We start from the raw sequence: 24,872 nt of genomic DNA, 5'->3' as shown, positions 1-24,872 counted from the left end.
CAACCGGTGGGGGTCGACATGGGGGAGCTTCGCGGCACGCACGTGCCCGTGCTGCTCGAGCGGTGTCTCGAGTTGCTGGCCCCCGCGCTGGACAGGGGCGACCGCACGATCCACGTCGACGCCACGCTGGGCCTGGCCGGTCACGCCGAGGCGGTGCTGCAACGGCATCCGCGCACGGTGCTGATCGGGCTGGACCGGGACACCGAGGCCCTCGCCCACGCGCGGGTCCGGCTGGCCCGGTTCGCCGACCGGGTCCACCTCGAACACGCCGTCTACGACGAGCTGCCCGAGGTGCTGGCCCGGCTGGGTTACCCGGCGATCGACGGCGTCCTGTTCGACCTGGGCGTCTCCTCGCTCCAGTTGGACGCGCCCGACCGCGGGTTCGCCTACGCACAGGACGCGCCACTGGACATGCGGATGGACCAGACCCGGGGGGTGACCGCCGAGGAGGTGGTCAACACCTACTCCCACCCGGATCTGGCCCGGGTGCTGCGGGTGTACGGGGAGGAGAAGTTCGCCCCGAGGATCGCCTCGGCGATCCTGCGGGAGCGGGAACGGGCCCGGATCACCTCGTCGGCACGGTTGGCGGAACTGGTCAGGGAGAGCATTCCCGCGCCAGCCCGACGAACCGGGGGACACCCGGCCAAGAGAACGTTTCAGGCTTTACGGATCGAGGTAAACAGGGAGCTGGCGGCGCTGGAGACGGCGTTGCCGGCCGCTCTCGACAAGCTCACGGTGGGCGGTCGCATGGTGGTCCTGTCCTACCACTCGCTGGAGGACAGGCTCACCAAGGCGGCCCTCGCCGACCGGGTCCGCAGCAAGGGCCCGGTCGACCTCCCGGTCGAACTGCCCGGGTCGGGTCCGACGTTCCGGCTGCTCAGCCGGGGCGCGGAGCTGCCCGGGGAGGCGGAGGTCGCCGCGAACCCGCGTGCCGCGTCGGTGCGGCTGCGGGCCGCGGAACGGATCGACCCGGACGCGGAGCGACAGGGGCGGGCCGACCGCGAACGGCCCCGCCGGCGGGTCAGGGCGATGCACCAACCGGGGACCGGATCGGCGGATCCGGGGTCGACGGGCGCAGGGACGGACGAAGAGGGGGAGGGAAGAAGAAGATGAACGCTGACAAGCGCGACGGCCGGGACACCGGCGTCGGGCAGCGCGCACCGCGGTCGGGGGGCCGGATCGCGGCGCAGCGGACCACGCGGGCCGGGATGCCGGCTCCGGGGGCCGGCCGGCTCGACCGGCAGGGGGAGACTCGCGCCCGGGGGGCGCGCGAGTTCCCGACCAACGGCAGCGCCGCGTTGCGCCCGACCGAGCGGGTCAGCCCGGCCGAGCGGACCGGCACGACCGAGCGGGCCCGTGCGGCGGCGACCCCGTCGCCGCGGCTGCGGGTCGCCCCGCCGCCGCCGGTGTCGGTGCCGCGGGCGCCGTTCGTGGCGTTGATCCTGGTGCTGGTCGTCGGCGGGGTGCTCGGCATCCTGCTGGTCAACACCAAGATCAACGAGAACTCGTTCCGGCTGGAGCGGCTCCAGCAGCAGCAGGCCAAGCTCGACGTGGACCAGCAGCAGCTGGACAAGGAGATCGCCGACGCGAAGGCGCCCGGCAACCTCACCGCCACGGCCCGCCGGCTCGGCATGGTCGAGGCGGAGGAGCCGGCGTACATCCGGCTGCCGGACGGCCGGGTGATCGGGGTGCCGCAGCCGGCCAACGGCCAGCCGTCGGTCACCAGCCAGCAGGGTGCGGGGGGCTGACCGAGGTGCCGCCGAGAGCTGAGGAACCGCGCCGGGACCCTTCGGGCTCCCGGCGCGGTTCGTCCCGGGCCACCGGCGGGCGGGGCGAGCCGCGCACCGGCGAGCCCGGCGTGCAGGGCATCTCCGACGCGCGGGCGTACACCCCCCGGGGGCGCACCGTCCGCGAGGAGCGCCAGGCGGCGGGCCGGCCGACCGCCGGGGGCGCCGAGCAGCGGCGTACCCCGCGCGGCGCCCGGGCCGGCGGCGATCCGTTCCGGCCGGCGTTGCAGGTGCTCGACGGCGGCCGGGCCGGCGGCGGCCGTGCCGGCCGCCGGGAGCCCGTCCCGGCCGCGCGCGCCGCGGTGGTCCGGACCGTGCCCACCCGGGCGCGGCCCGACGACGATGACGATGACGCGCCGCGCCCGCCGCGCCGCCGGCCCGCCGGGCGCGGCCCGCGCCGCCCCACCCGGCCCGCCGCCGGGCGGTCGCCGCGCAAGCCCCGCAAGCCACCCCGGCTGGCCGACCCGCGCCGCCGGCTGCGCCTGGGCACCCTGCTCGTCCTCGCGCTGTTCGCCACCATCGGCGTCCGGCTGGTCTTCCTCCAGGCGGTCGACACCCCGGCGTACGCCGGCGGCGGTCTCGCCGACCGGGTGATCCGGATCGACCTGCCCGCCCCCCGGGGCGCGATCTACGACCGCACCGGCGCCCCGCTGGCCAACAGCGTCGAGGCCCGGTACGTCTTCGCCGACCCGACCCGGGTCAGGGACCGCACGGAGACCGCGCGGGCGCTGTCGCCCCTGCTCGGCCGTCCGGCCTCCGAGCTGGCCGAGCGGATGAAGCCGCGCACCCTGGAGAACGGGAAACCCTCCCAGTTCGAATACCTGGCCCGGGGCGTCGACGTCCCCACCGCCAAGAAGATCGTGGCGCTCGACCTGTACGGCATCGGCGTGCACCGCGACGAGCGGCGCGAGGTGCCCGGCGGCGACCTGGCCGCCAACCTGATCGGCTTCACCAGCCAGGACATGGTCGGCCTGGAGGGCCTGGAGGCCCGCTACGACGACCTGCTGCGCGGCGAGATCGGCCGCCGGGTGTACGAGGCCGGCCAGGGCAAGCTCGACGCGCCGATCCCCGGCGGCTACAGCAGCACCACCCTGCCCAAGCCGGGGAGCTCCCTGCAGTTGACCATCGACCGGGACCTGCAGTTCAAGGCGCAGCAGGTGCTCAAGAGCCAGGTGGCCAAGGTGCAGGGCAGCGTCGGCGTCGCCATCGTCCTCGACGTGCCCACCGGCGAGGTGCTGGCCCAGGCCAGCCACCCCACCTACAACGCGGCGAAGCCGCAGGAGAGCGAGCCGACCGACCGGGAGGACGCGGCCACCAGCTTCGTGGTCGACCCCGGCTCCATCCACAAGGCGATCACGTTCGGCGCGGCGCTCCAGGAGGGGGTGATCACCCCCGACACGGCGCTGCCGATCCCCGACACCATCGTCCGGGGCGACACCACCTTCCGCGACACCCACCCGGCGAACGGGCGGCGGATGAGCCTGCCGGGGATGCTCGCGTACTCGTCGAACGTCGGCACCATCGAGATCGCCGACAAGCTCGGCCCGGACCGGCTGATCGACTACCAGAAGCGCTTCGGGCTCGGCCAGCCCACCGGCGAGGGCATCCCGGGCGAGGCCAGCGGCCGGCTGCTGCCCGCCCAGTCGTGGAGCGGGTCGTCGTACGGGTCGGTGCCGATCGGGCACAGCGTCGACGCCACCCCGCTGCAGATGGCCGCCGCGTACGCCGCGATCGCCAACAACGGCACGTACGTCCAGCCGCACCTGATCAAGGAGGTGATCAGCGGCAAGGACGGCAGCCGTACGCCGGGCAAGGCACCGGTCACCCGGCCGGTGCTCAGCCCGGCCAACGCGAAGGCGCTGCGCACCATGCTGGAGGCGGTCACCACCGTCGACGGGGCCACCGGGCTCGCCGCGGCGGTGCCCGGCTACCGGGTCGCCGGCAAGACCGGCACCGGCATCCGCTACGTCGACGGCAAGCAGCAGCCCGGCGAGGTCGGCTCGTTCATCGGGATGGCTCCGGCCGACAACCCGCGCTTCGTGGTGGCGGTCTTCGTGTGGAGCCCCGGCGGCGGGGGCGGGGCGGTCGCCGCGCCCGCGTTCCGCGACATCATGGGCTTCACGCTCAGCCGCAACCGGGTCCCCCCGTCCGGCGCGCCGGCGCCCAAGTTCGAGGTCTTTCCGCGCTGACCAGGCGCGGCGGGACATCATCGGTTGATGGGGACGAACCACCGGGGCGGCTGTACGGTCGGAACCGGACGACCGGGTAGGGTCTGACGCCGTGCCCGGCAATCCACGCCCCCGTACCGTGACCGGACTCCGGCTCGGCGAACTCGCCGACCGGCTCGCCGTCGAGGCCCCCGCGGGGGCCGCCGACCAGGCGGTGACCGGGGTGACCCACGCCAGCCAGGAGGTCCGCCCCGGCGACCTGTACGCGGCGCTGCCCGGCGCCCGCCGCCACGGCGCGGAGTTCGCCGCCGCCGCGGCCGCCGCCGGCGCGGTGGCCGCCCTCACCGACCCGGCCGGCGCGCCGGCGGTGGCCGCGGCGGGCCTGCCGGCGCTGGTGGTGCCTGACCCCCGCGCGGTGCTCGGCGCGCTCGCCTCCGCCGTCTACGGCGACCCCACCGCCGGCCTGACCGTCATCGGGATCACCGGCACCGCCGGCAAGACCTCCACGGCCTACCTCGTGGAGTCGGGGCTGCGCGCCGCCGGCCACGTCACGGGCCTGATCGGCACGGTGGAGACCCGGCTGGGCGACCTGGTCGTCGACAGCGTGCGCACCACCCCGGAGGCCACCGACCTGCACGCCATGCTCGCCGCGGCCCGGGAGCGCGGGGTCACCGCGCTGGTCATGGAGGTCTCCAGCCACGCCCTGGCCATGGGCCGGGTCGGCGGGGTGCGGTTCGCCGTCGGCGGCTACACCAACTTCGGCTCCGACCACCTGGACTTCCACGCCGACTCGGCGGACTACTTCGCGGCAAAGGCGCAGCTGTTCGACGGGCGCTGCGCCGTCGAGGTGCTCAACCACGACGAGTCGGCGCTGCGCGCGCTGTACACCCCCGCCACGGTCAGCTACTCGGCCGCCGGCGACCCCACCGCCACCTGGTACGCCACCGACGTCGACGGCGAAGGCTACGCGCAGCGGTTCACCGCGCACGGCCCCGGCGGGCTGACCGTGCCGGCCGGGGTCGCGCTGCCCGGGCGGCACAACGTCGCCAACGCCCTGCTGGCCATCGCCGCGCTGGTCGGCGCGGGGGTGGACCCGTCCACGGCCGCCGCCGGGGTGGCCGCCTGCGGCGGGGTGCCCGGCCGGCTGGAGCTGGTCTCGGCGGCCGGGCCGGTGCGCGGCGTGGTCGACTACGCGCACAAGACCGACGCGATCGTGGCGGCCCTGGCCGCGCTGCGCGAGCTGAGCGCCGGGCGGCTGATCTGCGTCATCGGCGCCGGTGGCGACCGGGACCGCGGCAAGCGGCCGGAGATGGGCGCCGCCGCCGCCCGGGGCGCCGACGTGGTGCTGGTGACCGACGACAACCCGCGCACCGAGGAGCCGGGCGCGATCCGGGCGGAGGTGCTGGCCGGGGCGTACGCCGCCGCCACGCCGGCCCGGATCGTCGAGGTGGCCGGCCGGCGCGCGGCGATCGACGAGGCGGTCCGGCTGGCCGCCCCGGGTGACGTGGTCGCCGTGCTCGGCAAGGGGCACGAACGTGGGCAGGAGGTGGGCGGCGAGGTGTTGCCGTTCGACGACCGTACGGAGCTGGCCGACGCGCTGCGCGCCCGCTTCGGGGACCTGGCGGGCCGCCGATGATCCCGCTGACGCTGGCCGAGGTGGCCGAGGCGGTCGGCGGCCGGCTGGTCGCCGCCGACCCGGCCGCCCGGGTGACGGGCCCGGTGGAGTTCGACTCGCGCAAGGCCGGGCCGGGCGCGCTGTTCGTGGCGTTCCCCGGCGAGAAGGTGGACGGCCACGACTACGCCGCCGCCGCCGTGGCCGCCGGCGCGGTGGCGGTGCTCGGCACCCGGGAGGTGCCCGGGGTGCCCATGGTGCTCGTCGGCGACGCCCTCGACGCGATGGGCCGGCTGGCCCGCGCGGTCGTGGACCGGCTGCCCGCGCTGACCGTGATCGGGCTGACCGGTTCGTCGGGCAAGACCACCACCAAGGACCTGATCGCCCAGCTCACCGCGCGGCTCGGCCCCACGGTGGCCCCGCCCGGGTCGTTCAACAACGAGCTGGGCCACCCGTGGACGGCGCTGCAGGCCGACGCGGACACCCGCTTCCTGGTGCTGGAGAAGGGCGCCCGGGGGGTGGGGCACGTGCGCTACCTGTGCGAGGTGGTGCCGCCGCGCATCTCGGTGGTGCTCAACGTCGGCGTGGCGCACCTCGGCGAGTTCGGCTCGGTGGAGAACATCGCGCTGGCCAAGGGGGAGCTGGTCGAGTCGCTGCCCGCCGACGGGCTGGCCGTGCTCAACGCCGACGACCCGCTCGTCGACGCGATGGCCGCCCGCACCGCCGCCCGCGTGGTGCGCTACGGCGAGGCCGCGCACGCCGACGTGCGGGCCGTGGACGTGACGCTGGACGGGCGCGGGCGCGCCGCGTACACCCTGGTGACCCCGGAGGGGAGCGCGGCCGTGCGGCTCGGGCTCACCGGCCGGCACCAGGTGTCGAACTCGCTGGCCGCCGCGGCGGTCGCCCGGGAGCTGGGCATGCCGCTGGCCGAACTGGCCGCCGCGCTGGGCGAGCTGGGCCTGGTCTCCACCCGACGGATGGACGTCTTCGAGCGCCCCGACGGCGTGACGGTGATCGACGACTCGTACAACGCGAACCCGGCGTCCACGGCGGTGGCGCTGCGGGCGCTCGCCGGGATGCGCGGCGCGGGACGGGCGGTCGCGGTGCTCGGCTACATGGCCGAGCTGGGGGAGTACGAACGACAGGGGCACCTGGAGGTCGGTCGGCTCGCGGCCGAGCTGGGTGTGGACCGGCTGCTCGTGGTGGGCGAGCCGGCGGCGCCGATCCACGAGGGCGCGACAGCGGTAGAGGACTGGGGAGGAAAATCGGTGCTGCTCACCGATCAGGCGGCGGCCGTCGAGGTGCTGCGCAGTGAACTACGGGCGGGCGACGTCGTCCTGGTGAAGGGCTCCCGGTACCGCACCTGGGAGGTGGCCGACGCGCTGCGCGCCGACGCCACGGACGGGGGTGCCGCCGCATGAGGGCGGTGATCGTCGCCATCGGGGTGGCGTTCCTCGTCTCGCTGTTCTGCACCCCGATCGCGATCAAGGTGTTCGCCCGGCTCAAGGCCGGCCAGCCGATCCGATCGAACCTCGGGCTCGCCAGCAACGAGGGCAAGAAGGGCACGCCGACGATGGGCGGCGTGGTCTTCATCCTGGCCACGGTCATCGCGTACGTCGCCGGGCACCTCGCCCTGACCACCCTGCCGGACGCGCAGATCGCCCAGGTCGAGCCGACCATCACCGCGCTGGTCCTGCTGGGCCTGATGGTGTTCTCCGGCGCGGTCGGCTTCATCGACGACTTCCTCAAGGTCCGCAAGCGCAACAGCGGCGGGCTCAACAAGCGGGGCAAGCTGGCCGGGCAGATCCTGGTCGGCGCGGCCTTCGGCGTCGTCGCGCTCTACTTCCCCAGCAGCATGACCGACGCCAGCGGGGCGGCCACCAACACCGAGACCGTGGGCGCCACGACGCTGAGCTTCATCCGGGACATCCCCGCGCTGGACGTCACCAAGATCGGCGCGGTGGTCATCTTCATCTTCGTGGTGATGGCGGCGACCAACGGCGTGAACCTCACCGACGGCCTGGACGGCCTGGCCACCGGCGCGTCGGTGATGGTCCTCGCCGCGTACGCGCTGATCGCGTTCTGGCAGTACCGGCACTGGTGCGCCGACCCGTCGTACACGGCGAACCCGGACAACTACTGCTACACGGTGCGGGACCCGCTGGAGATCGCGCTGATCGCCGGGGCGGCGGCCGGGGCCTGCGTGGGCTTCCTGTGGTGGAACACCTCGCCGGCCCGGATCTTCATGGGCGACACCGGCGCGCTCGGCCTGGGCGGCCTGATCGCCGGCATGGCGATGTCCACCCGCACCATCCTGCTGCTGCCGATCATCGGCGGGCTCTTCGTGATCATCACGATGTCGGTGGTCATCCAGATCATCTCGTTCCGCACCACCGGCAAGCGGGTGTTCCGCATGTCGCCGCTGCAGCACCACTTCGAGCTCGCCGGGTGGAGCGAGGTCAACATCGTGGTCCGGTTCTGGATCATCGCGGGGATCGGCGTGGCCATCGCGCTCGGCCTGTTCTACAGCGACTTCCTCGCCGCGATGGGCTGATCCGCCGGCGCGGCCCCACCCCGCGCGGACCGGCGCGCCAGGCGTCAAGAAGGGGCCCCTGCTATGCCGAATGCGTTAACAGGGGGCCCTTCCTTTCGCCCGGCGACACGCCGACCACGGCGTTCGGCCGGAACGGGCCGCTCGCATTCGCGATGATGGGCGGGTGGGGGAGGACCGAGGCACCAGCGCGACAACGACCGACACGTCCGGCCGACGCGGCCCGGGGGGCGGCCGGGGGGTCGACCCGCCGGCCGCCGCGCCGGGGTTCGGCCTGGACGCCGCCGGCGGGCTGGCCGCGCTGCGCGGCCTGCTGGCCCGCCCCCTGGCCTCCTACTATCTGCTGATCTCCAGCGCCGGGCTGCTGCTGGTCATCGGCCTGACCATGGTCTTCTCGGCCACCAGCGTGAAGAACTACGCCGAGGAGGGCAACGCCTTCGCCGACGCCACCCAACAGGCGATCTTCGCGGTGATCGGGGTGGTGGCGTTCTGGGTGTGCCAGCGGCTGCCGGCGAGCACCTACCGGTCGGTGGCCGGCACGGCGCTCGGCATCGCGGTGGTGCTGCTGCTGGTGCTCAACCTGCTGCTCGCGCTCGACTCGTTCTTCGGGGTGAAGCGGGTGGGGCCGCTGGAGGCCAACCTGCTGTGGCTGTTCGTCGGCGGCGTCCAGCTCCAGCCCTCCGAGCTGGCGAAGTTCGCGCTGGTGCTGTGGGGGGCCGACGTGCTGGCCCGCAAGGGCGCCCGGCTCGGCTGGTGGAAGGAGCTGGCCACCCCGCTGTTCCCCGTGGTCGCGCTGCTGTTCGTGCTGGTCGGCTACAACGACGTCGGCACGATGCTCTGCCTGCTGGCCCTCGTCGTCGGCCTGCTCTGGGCGGCCGGCGTGCGCACCAAGGTCTTCGCCGTGCTGTCGGTGATCGGGCTGGTCGGCATCGGGCTGCTCGTCGCCGCCGCCTCGCTGGGCGCGGGTTCGGGGGCGAAGGGGCAGGAGAACTACCGGCTGGCCCGGCTCACCACCTTCGTCAACCCGCCGCCACCCCAGGAGTGCTTCGCCGAGCAGTGCTACCAGGTCGCCCAGGCCCGCAACGCCATCGAGCACGGCGGCTGGTTCGGCGTCGGGCTGGGCAAGAGCAGCTTCAAGTTCGGCTGGCTGCCCGAGGCGCACAACGACTTCATCTTCGCCGTCCTCGCCGAGGAGCTGGGCGTGGTCGGCTGCGTCGTGCTGATCACCCTGTTCGCGGTGCTCGGCTACACCGGGCTGCGCATCGCCCGGCGGGTGGAGGATCCGTTCCGTCGGCTCGCCGCCGCCGGGGCCACCACCTGGCTGGTCGGGCAGGCGATCATCAACATCGGCGGGGTGACCGGCCTGATGCCGCTGACCGGCGTGCCGCTGCCGTTCATCTCCGACGGCGGAAGCGCCCTGGTGGTGACCATGGCGGCGATCGGGATGCTCGCCTCGTTCGCCCGCTGCGAACCCGACGCGGCCCGAGCCCTGCATGCCCGTCCGCCCGCCCGATGGGTCCGACTACTCTGGGCCCCGTTGCCGCCGCTTCCCGGCCGGCGTCGTCGTCCGGCGCCGCCACCGGCGGACCGTGGGTCCGTACCCCGGTCGCGGGCGCGGCGCGAGGACGACCAGGCCGCATCCCGTGGCGCCCGGCCGGACCGGGCCCGGGGCGGGACGGCGAGCGAGAGGAGACGCTGATGGGTCCGCTGCGTTCGGTGGTGCTCTGCGGAGGAGGCACGGGTGGCCACATCTACCCGCTGCTCGCCTTCGCCGACTGCCTGCGCCGACACGACCCGGGCGTCCGGATCACCTGCCTCGGCACACCCAAGGGCCTGGAGAACGAGCTGATCCCGCCGGCCGGCTACGACCTGCGGCAGATCCCGGCCTACCAGCTGCCCCGGTCGGTGAACATGAGCCTGGTCCGCACCCCCGACCGGATGTGGAAGGCGGCCCGCGCGGCGGGCAAGGTGATCGACGAGGTCCGGGCCGACGTGGTCGTCGGCTTCGGCGGGTACGTCTCCGTGCCCGGCTACCTGGCCGCGTGGCGGCGCGAGCTGCCGATCGTCATCCACGAGGTGAACGTGCCGCCGGGGGTGGCCAACCGGCTCGGCATGAAGTTCACGAGCAACGTCGCGGTGGGCTTCCCGCACCAGCCGGCGCAGGCCGAGGCGCTGCGCGACGCCCGGGTGGTCGGGGTGCCGCTGCGCCGGGGCATCGCCGGGCTGGACCGGGCCGCCAACGCCGCCGCCGCCCGCGCCCACTTCGGACTCCGGCCGGACCTGCCGGTCCTCTTCGTCGCCGGCGGCTCGCAGGGCGCCCGGTCGATCAACCTCGCCGTGGCGGGCGCGGCCAAGGAGCTGGCCCGGCACGGCGTGCAGGTGCTGCACGTGATGGGCGCCCGCAACGAGCCGGTGCCGATCCCCAGTGACCTGCCGGTGCCGTACGTGACGCTGCCGTACCTGTCCCAGATGGAGATCGGCTACGCCGCCGCCGACCTGATGCTCGGCCGGGGCGGGGCGATGACCTGCGCCGAGGTCGCCGCGATCGGGCTGCCCACCGTCTACGTGCCGTACCCGCACAGCAACCAGGAGCAGAAGCGCAACGCGCTGCCCGTGGTGGAGGCCGGCGGCGGGCTGCTCGTCGACGACGCCGAGCTGACCCCGGCCTGGGTGGAACGCACGATCATCCCGCTGATCCGCGACCCGCACCGGCTCGCCGCGATGGGCGCCGCCGCGGCGGCGTACGGGCGGCGCGACGGCGACGAGGCGCTGCTGAACTTCGTCTACGAGGCGGTGGCCCGATGAGGGGCGCGGCCGTCGCGACCGGAAGGTTCCCGTCATGAACACCGCGCAGTTCACCCCGGCCGGCACGCTGACCGCCGAGGACCTGGGCCGGATCCACCTCATCGGCGTCGGCGGCGTCGGCATGAGCGGACTGGCCCGGCTCTTCCTCACCCGGGGCCTGCCGGTCTCCGGCAGCGAGCTGCGGGAGTGGCCGTCGCTGGCCGGGATGCGGGCGCTGGGCGGGACCATCCACATGACCCACGAGCCGTCCAACCTCGACGGCGTCGACACGGTCGTCTACTCCTCGGCGATCCCGCAGGACCACGTGGAGATGGTGGAGGCGCGGCGGCGCGGGCTGCGGGTGCTGCACCGCTCCGAGGCGCTCGCGGCGGCGATGACCGGCCGGCGCACGGTGGCGATCGCCGGCACCCACGGCAAGACCACCACCACCTCGATGGTGACGATGGTGCTCCAGCAGGCCGGCGCCGATCCGTCCTTCGTGATCGGTGGGGAGATCTCCGAGGTCGGCTCCGGGGCGCACCACGGCACGGGCGAGCACTTCGTGGTCGAGGCGGACGAGAGCGACCGCTCGTTCCTCATCTACCGCCCGTACGTCTCGGTGATCACCAACATCGAGGCCGACCACCTCAACACGTACGGGGACCTGGCCACCCTGGAGGCGGCGTTCGCCGAGTTCGCCCGGCTCACCGACCCCGACGGGTTCATCGTCACCTGCGCCGACGACCCGGGCGGGCGGCGGCTGGCGCAGACGCTGCGGGCCGAGGGCCGTCGGGTGCACACGTACGGCGAGGCGGCCGACGCCGACCTGCGGCTGAGCGAGGTCGTCTCCTCCGCGCAGGGGGTGCGCTACCTCGCCGAGATCGACGGGCGGTCGCTGGGCGAGTTCCGGCTGCCGGTGCCCGGGCGGCACATGGGGCTCAACAGCGCGTCGGCGGTGCTCACCGCGTACCTGCTGGGGTTGCCCGTCGAGGCGGCGGAGGCCGCGCTCGCGGCGTTCCCCGGGGTGCGGCGGCGCTTCGAGCGCAAGGGCGTCGCCGACGGCGTGCTGGTCTACGACGAGTACGCCTACCACCCGACCTCGATGACGTTGGCGATGCGGACGCTGCGCGAGGTGGCCGGCGAGGGGCGGCTGATCGTGGTGTTCCAGCCCTACCGGCTCTACCGCACCCGCGACCTGCAGGCGGAGATCGCCGCCGCCCTCGGCCTCGCCGACGAGCTGGTCCTGCTGGAGGTCTTCGGCCCCGGCGAGCTGCGCCAGCCGGGGGAGGGCTCGGCGGCGCTGGTGGAGGCGGTGCCGCTGCCGGCCGACCGGAAGGTCTTCGTCGGCTCCTGGGAGGACGCGCCGGTCGAGGTGGCCCGCCGGGCGCGCCCGGGCGACGTGGTGGTGACGATGGGCGCCCCGCCGATCTCGCTGATGGGTGACGAGCTGCTGGCGGCCCTGTCGGCCCGCGCCGGTGACGCCGCCGGCGGTGCGGGCGGCTCGGCGGCCACCGCCGGATGAGCCCCGGTCCGGCGCGCGGCCGCACGGCCGGCGCGGACCCGGGCGGCGGGCGGCGGGGGCCGGTGCGGCGCTGGCAGCTGGTGCGGGCCGGCTCGGACGCGGTGCCGCCGTCGACCCGGCGGTTCATGGCCCGGGCCCGGCAGCGCCGGATGCGCGCGGCGCTGCCCTGGGCGGTGACCGCCGGGGTGCTGGCCGTGGCCGCGCTGGTGGCCTGGACGGTGCTCGGCACCGGGCTGCTCGGCGTGCGTGAGGTGCGGGTGGAGGGCGCCGAGCTGGTCACCGCCGTGGAGGTCCGCGAGGCCGCCGCCGTGCCGGACGACCAGCCGCTGGCGCGGGTCGACCTGGCCGCCGTCGCCCGGCGGATCGGCACCCTCGCCCCCGTGGAGCGGGCGACGGTCACCCGGGACTGGCCGGACGCGCTGGTGGTGCGGGTGGTGGAGCGCACCCCGGCGGCGGTGGTGCCGCAGGGCGAGCGGTTCGCCGTGGTCGACGGGTCCGGGGTGGTCTTCCGGTCGCTGCCCCGGCAGCCGGAGGGCCTGCCGGTGGTGCGGGTCGGCCGGCCGGGGCCGACGGATCCGGGCACCCTGGCCGGGCTGGAGGTGCTGGGCGCGCTGACCCCGGAGCTGCGCGGGCAGCTGGTGGAGGTCGGCGTCGAAGGGCTGGCCCGGATCAGCCTGCGGCTGCGCGGCGACCGGACCGTCGTCTGGGGCGACGCCACCCGGGGGGCGGACAAGGCCCGGGTCGCCACGGCCCTGCTCGGTCGGAAGGCCGACACGATCGACGTGAGCGCGCCGGACGTCGTCACCTTCAAGTGACCGGCCGGTCAGCGGCCCGCCCGTGGTGGCCGCCCGGTGGCGCGGGTAGGCCGGTGGCGCGGGCCGGAAGATGAGGCGTGGCCCTCTCCGGCGGCGACACGCCGGGCGGGTCCTTGGCTCCGGGCGTGGGGCCGCTTACGTTGCCCCGAAGAGGATCAGTAGTTGACATAACAGTAAGCCTCTAGTAGAGGGTGAGGGTTCACCTCTCGCCTCGTTGGGGGCCCGGCCGTGTCGGCGCTGGTCTGGCCAAGCCGTGTGGGGTCGGCCCATGCCAATCTCGAAGGGAAAGGACCGGAGATGACACCTCCGCACAACTACCTGGCGGTCATCAAGGTCGTCGGCATCGGGGGCGGCGGCGTCAACGCCGTCAACCGGATGATCGAGGTTGGGCTCAAGGGCGTCGAGTTCATCGCGATCAACACCGACGCGCAGGCGCTGCTGATGAGCGACGCCGACGTCAAGCTGGACGTGGGGCGCGAGCTGACCCGAGGGCTCGGCGCGGGCGCCAACCCCGACGTCGGCAAGAACGCCGCGGAGGACCACCGCGACGAGATCGAGGAGGTGCTCAAGGGCGCCGACATGGTCTTCGTGACGTGCGGCGAGGGCGGCGGCACCGGCACCGGCGGTGCGCCCGTGGTGGCCAACATCGCCCGCAAGCTCGGCGCGCTGACCATCGGCGTGGTCACCCGGCCGTTCTCGTTCGAGGGCAAGCGCCGCCAGGTGCAGGCCGAGGCGGGGATAGACGAGCTGCGCAACCAGTGCGACACGCTGATCGTCATCCCCAACGACCGGCTGCTGGCGCTCGGTGACCGCAACATCAGCATGATGGACGCGTTCCGCACGGCCGACCAGGTGCTCCTCTCCGGTGTCCAGGGCATCACCGACCTGATCACCACCCCGGGTCTGATCAACCTGGACTTCGCCGACGTCAAGAGCGTGATGAGCGGCGCGGGCAGTGCGCTCATGGGCATCGGCAGCGCCCGGGGCGAGAACCGCGCGGTCGAGGCGGCGGAGGCGGCCATCTCCAGCCCGCTGCTGGAGCAGAGCATGGACGGCGCGCGCGGCGTGCTGCTCTCCATCGCCGGCGGCTCCGACCTCGGCCTGTTCGAGATCAACGACGCGGCGCAGCTGGTCACCGACGCGGCCCACCCGGACGCCAACATCATCTTCGGCGCGGTCATCGACGACGCCCTCGGCGACGAGGTGCGGGTCACCGTGATCGCCGCCGGGTTCGACGGCGGGACGCCGGCGTACAAGCCCGAGCCGAGCCGCAAGAGCAACCAGAACCAGCCGGCCCAGCCGACCACGCCGACGCCGCCCCCGGCCACGATGCCGGCGCCGTCCCAGTCGCCGCGGCGGGTGCTCTTCGACGACGTGGACGTGCCGGACTTCCTCAAGAACGGGTCCTGACGGCCGGAGATGACCGACGTGAACCCGACGGTGCGCCCGGACCCGGGGCACCCCGACCGCCGGGCCGAGCTGGCGGCCGGGCTGGCCCGGGTCCGGTCCCGGATCGCCGACGCCTGCGCGGCGGCGGGGCGGGACCGCGCCGAGGTCACCATGGTCGCGGTGACCAAGACCTATCCGGCCTCCGACGTGCTGGCCCTGGCCGGGCTCGGCGTGGTCGACATGGGGGAGAACCGGGACCAGGAGGCCGCCGGCAAGGCCGCCGAGGTGGCCGCCGCCGGGGCGACGCCCCGCTGGCACTTCATCGGGCAGCTGCAGCGCAACAAGTGCCGGTCGGTGGTCCGCTACGCCGACGTCGTCCAGTCGGTCGACAGCGTCCGGCTGGCCCGGGCGCTCGACGCCGCGGCCCTGGCGAGCCGGGACCGGCCCGTCGACGTGCTGGTGCAGGTCAGCATCGACGCCGACCCGGCCCGGGGCGGGGCGCTGCCGGGCTCGGCCGACGCGGACGTCGGCCTCGGCCCGGTGGCCGAGGCGGTGGCCGGCGCGGCGGGGCTGCGGCTGGCCGGGCTGATGGCGGTGGCGCCGCTGGGCTGGGAGCCGCAGCGGGCGTTCGCCCGGCTCGCGGAGGTGGCGCAGGCGTTCCGCGCGGCCCATCCGGAGGCGGTCGCGCTCTCCGCCGGGATGAGCGGGGACCTGGAGGCGGCGATCCGACACGGCGCGACACATGTCCGCGTCGGCAGCGCGTTGCTCGGAATGCGTTCCACGCTGCGGTAGCCTGACCCGCGAGAGAAGCAAATTACATCAGTGTTGTTTCAGGAGCGGCGTCCCGTCGTCAGGGGGCGCGGCCCACGACCGCGAATCGTGGGCCGGGGATTGCTGTTCCGGTCCGGTGGGCAGGTTGTCCACTCGCGAGAAGCGACACGGCACGGGGGCGCGTGCCGCACGGCGGACGGAAGGGCGCGGGATGGGTGCACTGCGCAAGGCGGGGGTCTGGCTCGGTCTGGTCGAGGAGGACGACGAGCGGGCGTACGACGACGGTGGCTACGAAAAGGGTGGCTACCGGGAGTCGTCGCGCTACCGGCAGGGCCGGTACGCCGAGGAGTTCGCCGACGACGACGATGACGATGCCGACGAGCCGCCGGCGCCGCGGCCCCGGGCCGGCGAGCGGGGTCGGCTGACCGAGCGCTCCGCCACCCGTCCGCTGGACTCCGACCGGGACCGGGCGGACTCCGACCGGCCGGAGCGCGCCGAGCGGGTCGAGCGACCCGACCGGTCCAGCGTCCGGTCGATCACCCGCAGCTCGGGCGGGGAGGGCTCCGGCGCGCTCACCTACCACACGCGCGACAACCTCGCCCTGGCCCCGCAGGCCCAGCCGAGGGAGCGGGTGGCCCCGGTGGAGGAGGAGCAGCGTTACCAGATCACCACGCTGCACCCCACCACCTACCGCGAGGCCCGCACGATCGGGGAGCACTTCCGCGACGGCGTCCCGGTGATCATCAACCTCACCGAGATGGACGAGGCCGATGCCCGCCGGTTGGTCGACTTCGCCGCCGGGCTGGCCTTCGGGCTGCGCGGTACGATCGAGCGCGTGACCAACCGGGTGTTCCTGCTCTCACCGGCCAACGTCCAGGTCACCGCGGAGGACAAGGCCAAGATCGCTGAGGGTGGGTTCTTCAGCCTGAGTTAGCCCCGCCCGACCGAGGGACGTCGCCTGCTGTGTTGTCGATCCTGCTGCAAGTGCTGTACCTGATTCTGTATGTCTTCCTGATCATTCTTCTGGCCCGGTTTGTCCTCAGCGCGGTCCTCGCCTACGGGCGCCGCTGGCAGCCCGGCCGGGGAGCGACGGTGGGGCTGGAATCCGTGTGGAGCGTCACTGATCCGCCTCTCAAGGCGTTGAGGCGTGTGATCCCTCCGCTGCGAATTGGTACCGTGAGCATCGACCTGGCCTCCCTTGTGCTCCTGGTTATCCTGTTCGTGCTGATGGAGTTCGTGTTGAAGCGGCTGATCCTCGGGTGATGAAGACCCGCAGGTCCAGCCCGCTACGCGGCCGCAACTGACCCGAGGAGTTTCGATGCCGCTGACCCCGGCCGACGTCCACAACGTCGCCTTCAAAAAGCCGCCGATCGGCAAGCGGGGGTACGACGAGGAGGAGGTCGACGCCTTCCTGGACGAGGTCGAGCGCGAGCTTGCCCGTCTGATCGAGGAGAACAACGAGCTGCGCGCCCAGGTGGAGCGCGGCGGTCGCGGCGGTGCCCCCGCCGGTCCGGGCGGCGACGCCCGGCTCGCCGCGGAGCTCAACGACGTCAAGGCCCAGCTCGACCGGGTGCAGCGCGACAAGGTGGCCGCTGAGCAGGCCGCCCGGGCGATGCAGGCCGAGCTGGAGCAGGTCCGCGCCCAGGGTGGCCCGGCCGTGGCCGGCGACGGCGAGCAGCAGGCGCTGCGGGTGCTGATGATGGCCCAGCGCACCGCCGACGACCACGTCTCCGACGCCCGCCGCGAGGCCGACCAGCTGCTGTCCGAGGCCCGGTCCAAGGCCGAGGAGGTCACCCGCGAGGCGCGCGCCAAGGCCGACGCCCTGGAGCGCGACGCCCGCCAGCGGCACCAGGAGGCCATGGGCGGCCTCGACGCCAAGCGCACCGCGCTGCAGAAGCACATCGAGGAGCTCAAGCAGTTCGAGCGGGAGTACCGCACCCGGCTCAAGGCCTACCTGGAGAGCCAGCTGCGCGACCTCGACGGCCGTGGTCAGGGCCTGGAGGCCGAGATGACCCGGGCCGAGGGCGGCCGGGCCGTCGGGGGCAGCAACGGCCTCGCGGCCGCCGGCCTCGCCGGCTCGTACGGCGGCGGGCGCTCCGGCGCGCTGGAGTCCGGCCGCTGATCTTCGGTGCGGCGGCCGTCGTGGGGACGGCCGCCGACCGTGCCACCTGCATCCGACGCGGCGGGGGTGAGCCGTGATAGTCGCAAGCCTGTTGCTCATCCTCGTCGCGGTCGTGCTCCTGGTGGTCGGCCTCACCGGTGGCTCCAGCGTGCTGCTGGCCGCGTCCATCGCGGCCAGCCTGCTGGCCGCCGTCGCGTTGGTGGTGGGTGCCCGCCAGGCGGCCGCCACCCGGGCGGCAGCCGCGCGGGTCGACCCCGACCCGTCCGGGGAGCACCTGCCTCCGGCGGGCCGCGTCCCACGGGACGCGGCCGGGCCCCCGGCCGGGCCGGACATTCCGGCCCAACGCGTTTCGTCCACGATCGGCGCCGACGACCCCGGGTGGCGGCAACCGCCCGGGTCGCCGGCCGCCGGGGCGGACCTGCCCGCCGACGCGGCGGGCGAGACCGCCACGCCCCTCGACGAGCCACCCGCGCTCCGGGTGTCCCCGGCCGACGCGGCCCTGGTCGCCGAGCTCGACGCGGAGGTCCAGGTGGTGGACGGCCGGCCCCGCTACCACCTGTCCGACTGCCTCCACCTCTACGGCCGGGAGGCCGAGCCGCTGCCGGTGGCCGAGGCGGTGCGGCTGGGGTTCACCCCGTGCGCCCGCTGCGCCCCGGACGATGCCCTCCTCGCCGACGCCCGGCCGCTCTGACGCCCGATGGACGACACGCTCACCGTCGCCGTGCGGGTCAAGCCGGGTGCCGCCCGTGCCCGCGTCGGCGGCCGGCACGACGGCCCGCTCGGGCCGGCACTGGTGATCGCCGTGAACGCCCCGCCGGTCGACGGCCGGGCGACCGAGGCGGCCCGCCGGGCCCTCGCCGACGCGCTCGGCGTCCGGCCGGCGGCCGTCGCGCTGCGGTCCGGGGCGGCGAGCCGGGACAAGCTCTTCGCGGTCGAGCGCCCGACGCCGGAGCTGACGGAGACGCTGCGCCGACTGCGCGACGGGGCCGGCCGGTGACGGCTGGCCGCACCGGGCCGGCATGACGCCCGGGTTCGATCTCGCACTGCTGCTCGGCGCCGGGGTGTTGCTGGTGGCGGTCGGCGCGGTCCGCTTCTCCACCCGCCTCGGCGTGCCCAGCCTCCTGGTCTACCTGGCCCTCGGGGTGGCCATCGGCGAGTCCGGGCTGGGCATCCGCTTCGACGACGTCGACCTGACCCGCACCCTCGGTTTCTGCGCCCTGATCGTGATCATCGCCGAGGGCGGGCTGACCGCCCGGTGGAGCACCCTGCGCCCGGTGCTCGGCCTCGCCTCGGCGCTGTCCACCGTCGGCGTGGTGGTGAGCATCCTGGTGGTCGGCCTGGCGGTGCACCTGCTGCTCGGGCTGGACTGGCGGCTGGCGATGCTCTACGGCGCGGTGCTCTCGTCCACCGACGCCGCCGCCGTCTTCGCGACGCTGCGCCGGCTGCGCCTGCCACCCCGGCTGGTCGCCACCCTGGAGGCCGAGTCGGGGATGAACGACGCCCCGGTGGTGCTGCTGGTGGTGCTGCTGTCCCGCTCGGCCACCGAGGCCGGCCACCCCTGGTGGTACGAGGTGCTGCTGCTCGGCTACGAGCTGGGCGTGGGCGCGGCCGTCGGGGTGGGCGCGGGGCTGGCCGGCCGGGCGGCGCTGCGCCGGGCGGCGCTGCCCTCGGCGGGGCTGTACCCGATCGCGGTGGTCGGCTTCACCGTGCTCGCGTACGCCGCCGGTGCGGTGCTGCACGCGTCGGGCTTCCTCGCCGTGTATGTGGCGGGGGTGCTGCTGGGCAACGCCCGGCTGCCGCACCGGCAGGCGATCCTCGGCTTCGCCGACGGGCTGGCCTGGCTGGCCCAGATCGGCCTGTTCGTGCTGCTCGGGCTGCTGGTCTCGCCGGGCCGGCTGGAGGCGGCGGTGCTGCCGGCGGTGGTCGCCGGGCTGGCGCTGCTGCTGCTGGCCCGGCCGCTGTCGGTGGCGGTGTCGGCCACCCCGTTCCGCGTCGGCCCCCGCGAGCAGGCGTTCCTGTCCTGGGCGGGGCTGCGCGGGGCGGTGCCGATCGTGCTGGCGACCATCCCGCTGTCGCAGCGGGTGCCGGGGGCGGAGCAGCTCTTCGACGCGGTCTTCGTGCTGGTGGTGATCTTCACGGTGCTCCAGGCGGGCACGCTCGCCCCGGCCGCGCGTCGGCTGCGGGTCACCGCGCCCGCCGAGCCGGCGGAGATCCGGGTGGAGACCGCGCCGCTGGAGCGGATGCGGGCCGACCTGCTCCAGTTGGAGGTGCCGCCGGGCTCGCGGCTGGGCGGGGTGCACGTGGACGAGCTTCGGCTGCCGGTGGGCGCGTCGGTGACGCTGGTGCTGCGCGACGGGGTGGGCTTCGTGCCCGGCCCGGACACCCGGCTGAAGGCGGGCGACAGCCTGCTGATCGTGGCCACCGCCGGGGTGCGGGACGCGGCCGAGCGGCGGCTGCGGGCGGTGAGCCGCCGGGGCCGCCTGGCGCGGTGGTTTGGCGAGTACGGCGACGACCGCGACGACTGATCTGCTAGCGTTCCTTTTGCCCATTTGAGGGCTTTTCGAGGCGGATTAGCGGTGCGGCGGTGCGGCACGTTGTCGGACGCCTGTACGTTCCGTATTCTTGCCAACCTCCGGAGTGCGCGGCGGTCCTCGCCGCGCGCCCGTTTTGTTACCTGGGGGCGCCAGGCCGGTGACCCCTGTCCAGAGGCCGTGGCATGCCGCGGTCCCGTGGCGCGAGGGAGTGACGATGGTGAAGCCAGCCGACACCAGGACCGCCGGGCGTAAGCCGGTGGCCAGGACCACCCGCAGCGCCGCGGAGACCGAGAAGATCCGGGCGGCGCTGGCGGCCCGCCGCGACGAGCTGAGCGCCGAGTACGATCAGACGCTGAGCGAGATCACCGAGCTGCAGCGCGATCGGCTGACCGACTCGGCCGGGGACGACCAGGCCGACACCGGCACCAAGACGTTCGAGCGGGAGCAGGAGATCTCACTCGCCAACAGCATCCGGGAACGGATCACGCAGGTCGAGCGGGCCCTGGAGCGGCTCGACGAGGGCGGCTACGGCTGGTGCGAGAAGTGCGGCGACCCGATCCCGGTGGAGCGGCTCGCCGCCTTCCCGTCGGCGACCCTCTGCGTGAAGTGCAAGCAGCTGGAGGAGCGGCGCTGACCTCGCTCCCCGGCCGGTCAGGGCGGTGAGCGATCACCGCCGGGAGCGTCGATGGGGAGCAGATGACGGCTACACCGCCCGCCGGAACCGAGACCGGCACCGCCGAGCCGGGCGGGGGCAGGGCCCGACGCCGGGCGATCGTGCTCCTGGCCGGCGTCGGCCTGTTCGCCTTCCTGGCCGATCTGCTCACCAAGCACCTCGCGTTGCAGGCGCTCAGCGACCGGGAGCCGGTGAAGCTGCTCGGGGGCGCGGTCTACCTCAGCCTCACCCGCAACAGCGGGGCGGCGTGGAGCATCGGCAGCGACCACACCTGGGTCTTCCCGCTGATCACCATCGCGGTGATCGGCTGGATCGGCTGGATGGCGCTGCGGCTGCGTTCGGTGCCGTGGGCGGTCTCGCTCGGCCTGGTGCTGGGCGGGGCGCTGGGCAACCTGGCCGACCGGATCTTCCGCGCGCCCGGCCACTTCGTCGGGCACGTGGTCGACATGATCAGCCTCTTCGACCCGTACGGGCAGGTGTGGCCGGTGTTCAACCTGGCCGACAGCGCGCTGGTCTGCGGCGTGGTGCTCGCCGTGTTCCTGGAGCTGACGGGCCGCCAGCGCGACGGCTCCCGGCTCGGCCGGGACAAGCCGGCCGCCGAGGTCCCGGTCGAGCAGGGGGAGCGGGCGTGACGGCGGCGTTCGCCACCGGCGGCGACCACCGTTCCCTGCCGGTCCCCGACGGCCTGGACGGCATGCGGCTCGACCAGGCCGTGTCCCGGCTGTTCGGGCTCTCCCGCACCGCCGCCGCGAACCTGGTCGACGGCGGGGACGCGCTGGTCGACGGCGTCGTGCGGCCGAACTCGCACAAGGTCAAGGCCGGCTCCTGGCTGGAGGTGACGCTGCCCGCCCCGGTCGCCCCGCCGACCGTGGTGCCGCAGGCGGTGCCCGGCCTGCTGGTCGTGTACGCCGACGACGACATCGTGGTCGTGGACAAGCCGGTCGGCGTCGCCGCCCACCCCAGCCCCGGCTGGACCGGGCCGACCGTGATCGGCGGGCTGGCCGGGATCGGGCACCGCATCTCCACCAGCGGCGCGGCCGAGCGGCAGGGCGTGGTGCACCGGCTCGACGTGGGCACCACCGGGATCATGGTGGTGGCCAAGAGCGAGCAGGCGTACACGGCGCTGAAGCGGGCCTTCAAGTACCGCGAGGTGGAGAAGCGTTACCACGCCGTGGTGCAGGGGCACCCGGACCCGTCGCGCGGCACCATCGACGCCCCGATCGACCGGCACCCGCACCACGACTACCGGTGGGCGGTGGTCTCCGGCGGCAAGCCGAGCATCACCCACTACGACACGCTGGAGGCGTTCCCGTCGGCGAGCCTGCTCGACGTCCGGCTGGAGACGGGGCGCACCCACCAGATCCGGGTGCACTTCTCCTCGCTGCGCCACCCCTGCGTCGGTGACCTCACCTACGGCGCGGACCCGACCCTGTCGGCCCGGCTCGGGCTGGCCCGGCAGTGGCTGCACGCCCGGTCGCTGAGCTTCCAGCATCCCCGCACGGGCGACGAGGTGACCTTCGTGAGCGACTATCCCGACGACCTGGACCGGGCGCTGCGGGTCCTCCGCGACTGACCCGGTGACCAGCCCAGACCCCGGACGGCCGGGCAGCCGCGCGACCCGACGCCGGCCCCGTGCGCTCACCGTCGCCGCGCTGCTGTCGGTGGCGGCGGTGCTGGTCGCGGCCGGCTGGGTCGGCCGCCACGACCGGCCGGTGGGCGACCGCACGGTGGGCGAGGTGACCCGGGTCGGGGTGCTGCCCGGCGGGTCGATCCCCGACTACCTGCGCGCCGCCGCCGCCGAGCTCACGGCCCTGCCGGCGGGTGGGTCGCCGGCGGGCACGTACGCGCTGGTGTCGTTCGCGGACTACCTCGCGCCGGACCGGCTGGCCGACGCGCTCGCCGGGGTCGCGGTGGCCGAGGTGGTGGCGCGGGCGCCGCTGCCCGGCCGGCAGACCGAGATCGTCCGGCTGTCGGCCCAGCGGCTCCCGCAGGACGTGGTGGCGGGGATGGCCGGCGTGGCGGGGCGCAAGGACCGCGAGGCCGCCGACCAGCGGGCCCGGGCCGCCGCCGCCGATGACGCCGAGCTGCGCCGGGCGTACGAGGCCGGGGCGCTGGTCGCGGCGGGCGAGGCGGCGGCGTACCGGGCGGGGTGCGCCTGTGCCTACGCCGCCGTCGTGCGGGCCGCGCCGGACGCGCTGCGCGCCCTGGCGGCCCGGCCCGGGGTCCGCGCCGTCGACCCGGCCCCGGAGCTGCGCCGGCTGGACCGGACGGTGGTGACCCCGCCGCTGCCCGAGCAGCGCGACGTGGCCCGCCCGCCGGCCGACGCCGGTCCGACGCCGCTGGTGGGCGAAACGTCGGAAGCGGCACCGACGGCGACGGGTTCCTCACCGAACGTCGACCGGGTCGTCCCCGCCGCGACCCCGTCCGGCGTCGCGACCTCCCCGGACGCGTCCGTGGGCAGCCGAACGGTGGTGGAGAAGTGACAAAGCCGAATCAGGATGTGCGCGGACCGGTGTGGTCCGAATAGGGTTTCGTTCGTAGCCTGTCAGGCGGAGATCGATGGCGCTGGGAGGGCGAGCCTTGGACGGCACGGAGACCAGCTGGGGTCGGCCGGCCGAACCAGCACCGCGGTGGCGGGCGCTGCTCGACCGGGCGCGGCTCGGCGGTCGCACCGCGGAGCAGGCCGAGGCCGACCGCCACGCCGAGGAGGCGCCGCGCGCGGCGCCCGAGCCGCTGCCCCGGCGCACGTCCGGCAACGGCTACGCCGGGCGGGCGGCGGCGATCGGCCCGCCGGGCGAGCAGTCGTACGCCGCGGAGCCCGGCTACCCGGCGGAGCCGGCGCGCGGCGGCTACCGGGCCGGGGCGAGCTACCGGGTGGACCCGGCCTACCGGATCGACCCGGCGTACCAGCCGGAGCCCTCGGCCTACCAGCAGCCGGAGCCGCCGGCCTACCCGGCCGATCCGCTGGGCTACCAGCCCGAGCCTTCCGGCTATCCACAGGAGTCGACCTATCCGGCCGAGCCGTCGTGGCGGTCCGGCCCCGGGCGCCTCGACCCGGAGCCGGTGCGCCGCGCCGACCCGCCGCCGCCCGCCCAGTCCCGCTACTCGCTGCTCGACGGCGGCGGCTACCGCCCCGAGCCCCCGCCGGTCGAGTCGCGCTACTCGCTGCTCGACGGCGGCGGCTACCGCCCCGAGCCCGCCTACCAGCCGCCCCCGGCCGACCCGGTCTACCAGCCGCCGCCCGGGCCGCCCGCGGTGGTCGAGCGGGGCTATCCGGCCCGCATCGAGTGGCGGGCGCAGAGCGCCGAGAGCGAGCTGGAACGCGCCGCCGGGGTGCTCCGCCGCGACCTGGGCACGCCCCGGGTGCTCGCCTTCGCCAACCCCAAGGGCGGGGTGCACAAGACCACGGCCACGGTGCTGGCCGCCGCCACCGTCGGCAGCGTGCGCGGCCGGGGCGTGCTCGCCTGGGACGACAACGAGCTGCGCGGCACCCTCGGGCTGCGCGCCGGCAGCGCCCGGCACGCCCGGACGATCCGGCACCTGATCCACGACCTCGCCCAGATCGAGATCTTGGAGGGCTCCGCCCTGCTCGGTAGCCTCGACGACTACCTGCGGCACGCCGCCGACGGCTCGTACGACGTGCTGGCCGGGGAGGAGAGCCCCCGGTTCGCCCAGCGGCTCGACCAGTTCACCGTCAAGCGGGTGCTGGAGCTGCTGCGCCGCACCCACGACGTGGTCTGCGTGGACACCGGCAACAACGTGGAGAGCCCCAACTGGCGCACGGTGATGCAGGCCGCCGACCAGCTCGTGGTGACCACCGTGCCCCGGGAGGACGCCGCGTTCAGCGCCGACTGGATGCTCGACCTGCTGCACGAGGTCGGCATGGGCGAGCTGGCCGACAACGCCGTCACCCTGATCTCCTGCCCGACGCCGGGCCGCTCGCCGTTGCAGACCGACCTGGAGCGGCACTTCGCCACCCGCACCCGGGCGGTGGCCGTGGTGCCGTACGACCCGGCGCTGGAGACCGGCTCCTCGATCGAATACCACCAGCTCCAGCCGGAGACCCGGCAGGCGTGGCTGCGCGCGGCGTCGGTGATGCTGGAGCCCTTCGCCCGCTGAGCCGGCCGCGACCACGAGCCGCCGC

At 74.9% G+C, this 24,872-nt stretch carries 23 protein-coding genes; all 23 read left to right on the top strand.

Annotated elements, in window-relative coordinates; genetic code table 11:
• Positions 1-18: 18 nt before the first annotated feature.
• Positions 19-1,113 (top strand): 16S rRNA (cytosine(1402)-N(4))-methyltransferase RsmH, encoded by a 1,095-nt coding sequence (gene rsmH, locus LPU61_RS13300; protein ID WP_043969307.1) that lies wholly within the window; start codon positions 19-21, stop codon positions 1,111-1,113.
• Positions 1,110-1,748, top strand: a complete 639-nt coding sequence (locus LPU61_RS13295) for a hypothetical protein (protein ID WP_043967291.1) — start codon at positions 1,110-1,112, stop codon at positions 1,746-1,748. The genes rsmH and LPU61_RS13295 overlap by 4 nt, the downstream gene beginning before the upstream one ends.
• 5 nt (positions 1,749-1,753) lie before the next feature.
• Positions 1,754-3,976 carry a penicillin-binding protein 2 gene (locus LPU61_RS13290; RefSeq protein ID WP_043967294.1) on the top strand — a complete coding sequence of 741 codons (2,223 nt, stop codon included), beginning with the start codon at positions 1,754-1,756 and terminating at the stop codon, positions 3,974-3,976.
• A 91-nt stretch (positions 3,977-4,067) separates the two neighbouring features.
• Complete coding sequence (locus LPU61_RS13285) at positions 4,068-5,591, top strand: UDP-N-acetylmuramoyl-L-alanyl-D-glutamate--2,6-diaminopimelate ligase (protein WP_043967296.1); 1,524 nt, start codon at positions 4,068-4,070, stop codon at positions 5,589-5,591.
• Entirely contained in the window at positions 5,588-6,988 is a 1,401-nt protein-coding gene (gene murF / locus LPU61_RS13280; protein WP_043967298.1) for a UDP-N-acetylmuramoyl-tripeptide--D-alanyl-D-alanine ligase, read from the top strand. The genes LPU61_RS13285 and murF overlap by 4 nt, the downstream gene beginning before the upstream one ends.
• Entirely contained in the window at positions 6,985-8,121 is a 1,137-nt protein-coding gene (gene mraY, locus LPU61_RS13275; protein ID WP_043967300.1) for a phospho-N-acetylmuramoyl-pentapeptide-transferase, read from the top strand. The genes murF and mraY overlap by 4 nt, the downstream gene beginning before the upstream one ends.
• A gap of 289 nt (positions 8,122-8,410) precedes the next feature.
• The gene (locus tag LPU61_RS13270) at positions 8,411-9,817 is read left to right on the top strand and encodes an FtsW/RodA/SpoVE family cell cycle protein (RefSeq protein ID WP_229405286.1); all 1,407 of its coding nucleotides are present in this window, start codon (positions 8,411-8,413) and stop codon (positions 9,815-9,817) included.
• Positions 9,817-10,923 (top strand): undecaprenyldiphospho-muramoylpentapeptide beta-N-acetylglucosaminyltransferase, encoded by a 1,107-nt coding sequence (murG, locus tag LPU61_RS13265; protein ID WP_043967301.1) that lies wholly within the window; start codon positions 9,817-9,819, stop codon positions 10,921-10,923. Before LPU61_RS13270 ends, murG begins: the two co-directional genes overlap by 1 nt.
• A gap of 34 nt (positions 10,924-10,957) precedes the next feature.
• Complete coding sequence (gene murC / locus LPU61_RS13260) at positions 10,958-12,424, top strand: UDP-N-acetylmuramate--L-alanine ligase (RefSeq protein ID WP_043967302.1); 1,467 nt, start codon at positions 10,958-10,960, stop codon at positions 12,422-12,424.
• Positions 12,421-13,239, top strand: a complete 819-nt coding sequence (locus LPU61_RS13255) for a cell division protein FtsQ/DivIB (protein WP_043967304.1) — start codon at positions 12,421-12,423, stop codon at positions 13,237-13,239. Before murC ends, LPU61_RS13255 begins: the two co-directional genes overlap by 4 nt.
• A 297-nt stretch (positions 13,240-13,536) precedes the next feature.
• Positions 13,537-14,649, top strand: coding sequence for a cell division protein FtsZ (gene ftsZ / locus LPU61_RS13250; RefSeq protein ID WP_043967306.1), 1,113 nt, complete (start codon positions 13,537-13,539; stop codon positions 14,647-14,649).
• A gap of 9 nt (positions 14,650-14,658) precedes the next feature.
• Positions 14,659-15,420: a YggS family pyridoxal phosphate-dependent enzyme gene (locus LPU61_RS13245; RefSeq protein WP_043967308.1), complete on the top strand. Its 762-nt coding sequence runs from the start codon at positions 14,659-14,661 to the stop codon at positions 15,418-15,420.
• Positions 15,421-15,610: 190 nt separating this feature from the next.
• Positions 15,611-16,333, top strand: coding sequence for a cell division protein SepF (locus LPU61_RS13240; protein ID WP_043967310.1), 723 nt, complete (start codon positions 15,611-15,613; stop codon positions 16,331-16,333).
• Positions 16,334-16,362: 29 nt separating this feature from the next.
• Positions 16,363-16,662, top strand: a complete 300-nt coding sequence (locus tag LPU61_RS13235) for a YggT family protein (RefSeq protein WP_043967312.1) — start codon at positions 16,363-16,365, stop codon at positions 16,660-16,662.
• A 55-nt stretch (positions 16,663-16,717) separates the two neighbouring features.
• A complete protein-coding gene (locus tag LPU61_RS13230; protein ID WP_043967314.1) occupies positions 16,718-17,521 on the top strand; it encodes a DivIVA domain-containing protein in 804 nt (267 codons plus the stop codon).
• Positions 17,522-17,594: 73 nt separating this feature from the next.
• Positions 17,595-18,212: a hypothetical protein gene (locus LPU61_RS13225; protein WP_229405057.1), complete on the top strand. Its 618-nt coding sequence runs from the start codon at positions 17,595-17,597 to the stop codon at positions 18,210-18,212.
• A gap of 6 nt (positions 18,213-18,218) precedes the next feature.
• Complete coding sequence (locus LPU61_RS13220) at positions 18,219-18,518, top strand: DUF167 domain-containing protein (protein WP_043967318.1); 300 nt, start codon at positions 18,219-18,221, stop codon at positions 18,516-18,518.
• Positions 18,519-18,540: 22 nt separating this feature from the next.
• Positions 18,541-20,046 (top strand): potassium/proton antiporter, encoded by a 1,506-nt coding sequence (locus tag LPU61_RS13215; protein WP_077939062.1) that lies wholly within the window; start codon positions 18,541-18,543, stop codon positions 20,044-20,046.
• A 223-nt stretch (positions 20,047-20,269) separates the two neighbouring features.
• Positions 20,270-20,689, top strand: coding sequence for a TraR/DksA family transcriptional regulator (locus LPU61_RS13210; protein WP_043969309.1), 420 nt, complete (start codon positions 20,270-20,272; stop codon positions 20,687-20,689).
• 62 nt (positions 20,690-20,751) lie between these two features.
• Positions 20,752-21,360: a signal peptidase II gene (lspA, locus tag LPU61_RS13205; protein WP_043967322.1), complete on the top strand. Its 609-nt coding sequence runs from the start codon at positions 20,752-20,754 to the stop codon at positions 21,358-21,360.
• Positions 21,357-22,301, top strand: coding sequence for an RluA family pseudouridine synthase (locus tag LPU61_RS13200; protein ID WP_229405056.1), 945 nt, complete (start codon positions 21,357-21,359; stop codon positions 22,299-22,301). The genes lspA and LPU61_RS13200 overlap by 4 nt, the downstream gene beginning before the upstream one ends.
• A 4-nt stretch (positions 22,302-22,305) precedes the next feature.
• Positions 22,306-23,211, top strand: coding sequence for a hypothetical protein (locus tag LPU61_RS13195; RefSeq protein WP_229405055.1), 906 nt, complete (start codon positions 22,306-22,308; stop codon positions 23,209-23,211).
• Positions 23,212-23,287: 76 nt separating this feature from the next.
• A complete protein-coding gene (locus tag LPU61_RS13190) occupies positions 23,288-24,847 on the top strand; it encodes an AAA family ATPase (RefSeq protein WP_229405054.1) in 1,560 nt (519 codons plus the stop codon).
• Positions 24,848-24,872 lie beyond the last annotated feature (25 nt).

It is taken from the genome of Micromonospora sp. NBRC 110038 (genome assembly GCF_020884815.1).
Taxonomy (GTDB): domain Bacteria; phylum Actinomycetota; class Actinomycetes; order Mycobacteriales; family Micromonosporaceae; genus Micromonospora; species Micromonospora haikouensis.
This window is presented reverse-complemented; position numbering and strand designations above follow the sequence as displayed.

What these genes read in the sequence shown, in the direction of transcription:
- rsmH (WP_043969307.1), top strand. Translation starts at nt 19, where the DNA reads ATGGGGGAGCTTCGCGGCACGCACGTGCCCGTGCTGCTCGAGCGGTGT.
- LPU61_RS13295 (WP_043967291.1), top strand. Translation starts at nt 1,110, where the DNA reads ATGAACGCTGACAAGCGCGACGGCCGGGACACCGGCGTCGGGCAGCGC.
- murF (WP_043967298.1), top strand. Translation starts at nt 5,588, where the DNA reads ATGATCCCGCTGACGCTGGCCGAGGTGGCCGAGGCGGTCGGCGGCCGG.
- mraY (WP_043967300.1), top strand. Translation starts at nt 6,985, where the DNA reads ATGAGGGCGGTGATCGTCGCCATCGGGGTGGCGTTCCTCGTCTCGCTG.
- murG (WP_043967301.1), top strand. Translation starts at nt 9,817, where the DNA reads ATGGGTCCGCTGCGTTCGGTGGTGCTCTGCGGAGGAGGCACGGGTGGC.
- murC (WP_043967302.1), top strand. Translation starts at nt 10,958, where the DNA reads ATGAACACCGCGCAGTTCACCCCGGCCGGCACGCTGACCGCCGAGGAC.
- LPU61_RS13255 (WP_043967304.1), top strand. Translation starts at nt 12,421, where the DNA reads ATGAGCCCCGGTCCGGCGCGCGGCCGCACGGCCGGCGCGGACCCGGGC.
- ftsZ (WP_043967306.1), top strand. Translation starts at nt 13,537, where the DNA reads ATGACACCTCCGCACAACTACCTGGCGGTCATCAAGGTCGTCGGCATC.
- LPU61_RS13245 (WP_043967308.1), top strand. Translation starts at nt 14,659, where the DNA reads ATGACCGACGTGAACCCGACGGTGCGCCCGGACCCGGGGCACCCCGAC.
- LPU61_RS13240 (WP_043967310.1), top strand. Translation starts at nt 15,611, where the DNA reads ATGGGTGCACTGCGCAAGGCGGGGGTCTGGCTCGGTCTGGTCGAGGAG.
- LPU61_RS13230 (WP_043967314.1), top strand. Translation starts at nt 16,718, where the DNA reads ATGCCGCTGACCCCGGCCGACGTCCACAACGTCGCCTTCAAAAAGCCG.
- LPU61_RS13220 (WP_043967318.1), top strand. Translation starts at nt 18,219, where the DNA reads ATGGACGACACGCTCACCGTCGCCGTGCGGGTCAAGCCGGGTGCCGCC.
- LPU61_RS13215 (WP_077939062.1), top strand. Translation starts at nt 18,541, where the DNA reads ATGACGCCCGGGTTCGATCTCGCACTGCTGCTCGGCGCCGGGGTGTTG.
- LPU61_RS13210 (WP_043969309.1), top strand. Translation starts at nt 20,270, where the DNA reads ATGGTGAAGCCAGCCGACACCAGGACCGCCGGGCGTAAGCCGGTGGCC.
- lspA (WP_043967322.1), top strand. Translation starts at nt 20,752, where the DNA reads ATGACGGCTACACCGCCCGCCGGAACCGAGACCGGCACCGCCGAGCCG.
- LPU61_RS13190 (WP_229405054.1), top strand. Translation starts at nt 23,288, where the DNA reads ATGGCGCTGGGAGGGCGAGCCTTGGACGGCACGGAGACCAGCTGGGGT.